This window comes from Enterobacteriaceae endosymbiont of Donacia proxima, from assembly GCF_012569285.1.
GTDB lineage: Bacteria > Pseudomonadota > Gammaproteobacteria > Enterobacterales > Enterobacteriaceae.
Map to the genome: position 1 here is coordinate 1 of NZ_CP046198.1, position 2,215 is coordinate 2,215.

Annotated in this window: 1 protein-coding gene and 1 rRNA gene; both read left to right on the forward strand. The window is 38.5% G+C overall.

Annotated elements, in window-relative coordinates; translation table 11 throughout:
* Window positions 1-480 (forward strand): transcription elongation factor GreA, encoded by a 480-nt coding sequence (greA, locus tag GJT97_RS00005; RefSeq protein WP_169767468.1) that lies wholly within the window; start codon window positions 1-3, stop codon window positions 478-480.
* Between the two features lie 155 nt (window positions 481-635).
* Window positions 636-2,210: ribosomal RNA gene (locus GJT97_RS00010) — 16S ribosomal RNA — on the forward strand.
* The last annotated feature ends 5 nt before the right edge of the window (window positions 2,211-2,215 follow it).

Genomic DNA, 2,215 nt, shown 5'->3' on the forward strand with positions numbered 1-2,215 from the left:
ATGATTAAGCAAATCCCTATGACCTTACAAGGTATTAAAAAATTACGTGAAGAATTAAAAAAATTAAAAAATATAGAAAGACCTAAAATTATTAATTCTATTATAGAAGCTAGAAAACATGGTGATTTAAAAGAAAATGCAGAATATCAGTCAGCACGTGAATCACAAAGTTTTTGTGAAGGACGTATTAAAGAAATAGAAAATAAATTATCAAATGCAAATATTATAGATATAACTAAAATTACACATAATAATAAAGTTATTTTTGGTTCTACTGTTTGTATAATAAATATATTAACTAATAGAATTATTTCTTATAAAATTGTAGGACATGATGAATCAGATTTGAAAAATAATTTAATTTCGATTAATGCTCCTCTTTCTAGATCATTAATCGGTAAAAAAAAAAATGACATTATTAATGTAAAAACACCAAGAGGAATTATAGAGTATAAAATATTAAATATTAAATATATTTAATATTTAATATTTGACTTTATAATCAATTTCAAATATATTATTAAACGTGATAAAAAATTTTTTAATATAAAATTTTTTTGTTTTTTTAAAATTTATCAGAAAATATGTGTGGACATTCAATTTTTAGAAGATTTTTATTTTGTATTATTTTTGAAAAATTGAAGAGTTTGATCATGGCTCAGATTGAACGCTGGCGGCAAGCCTAACACATGCAAGTCGAGCGGCAACGAAATAAGAGAAGGTTTTATTTTTTTTATTGTCGGCAAGCGGCGGACGGGTGAGTAATATCTGGGGATCTGCCTTATGGAGAGGGATAACTATTGGAAACGATAGCTAATACCTCATAATGTCTTGTAAAAGACCAAAGTAGGGGATTTTATATATTTTATATGGAACCTTATACCATTAGATGAACCCAGATGGGATTAGCTAGTAGGTAGAGTAAAAGCCTACCTAGGCAACGATCCCTAGCTGGTCTGAGAGGACAATCAGCCACACTGGAACTGAGACACGGTCCAGACTCCTACGGGAGGCAGCAGTGGGGAATATTGCACAATGGGCGAAAGCCTGATGCAGCTATGCCGCGTGTATGAAGAAGGCCTTCGGGTTGTAAAGTACTTTCAACAAGAAAGAAATAATAAGATTTAATACATTTTATTACTGACGTTACTTGTAAAAGAAGCACCGGCTAACTCCGTGCCAGCAGCCGCGGTAATACGGAGGGTGCTAGCGTTAATCGGAATTACTGGGCGTAAAGAGCACGTAGGCGGTTAATTAAGTCAGGTGTGAAATCCCTAAGCTTAACTTAGGAACTGCATTTGAAACTAATTAACTTGAGTTTCGTAGAGGGGGGTAGAATTCTAGGTGTAGCGGTGAAATGCGTAGATATCTGGAGGAATACCAGTGGCGAAGGCGACCCCCTGGACGAATACTGACGCTCAGGTGCGAAAGCATGGGGAGCAAACAGGATTAGATACCCTGGTAGTCCATGCCGTAAACGATGTCGACTTGAAGGTTGTAAGCTTGACTTATAGCTTTCGTAGCTAACGCGTTAAGTCGACCGCCTGGGGAGTACGACCGCAAGGTTAAAACTCAAATGAATTGACGGGGGCCCGCACAAGCGGTGGAGCATGTGGTTTAATTCGATGCAACGCGAAAAACCTTACCTGGTCTTGACATCCATGGAATTTAATAGAGATATTTTAGTGCCTTCGGGAACCATGAGACAGGTGCTGCATGGCTGTCGTCAGCTCGTGTTGTGAAATGTTGGGTTAAGTCCCGCAACGAGCGCAACCCTTATTCTTTGTTGCCATCAGCTAGGCTGGGAACTCAAAGAAGACTGCCGGTGATAAACCGGAGGAAGGTGAGGACGACGTCAAGTCATCATGGCCCTTACGACCAGGGCTACACACGTGCTACAATGGTATATACAAAGAGAAGCATCCTTGTAAAAGTAAGCGGATCTCACAAAATATATCTTAGTTCGGATTAGAGTCTGCAACTCGACTCTATGAAGTCGGAATCGCTAGTAATCGTAGATCAGAATGCTACGGTGAATACGTTCCCGGGCCTTGTACACACCGCCCGTCACACCATGGGAGTGGGTTGTAAAAGAAGTAAGCCATTTAACCTTTGTAAAAAGGAGGATGCTTACCACTTTATGATTCATAACTGGGGTGAAGTCGTAACAAGGTAACCGTAGGGGAACCTGTGGTTGGATCACCTCCTTTACTAC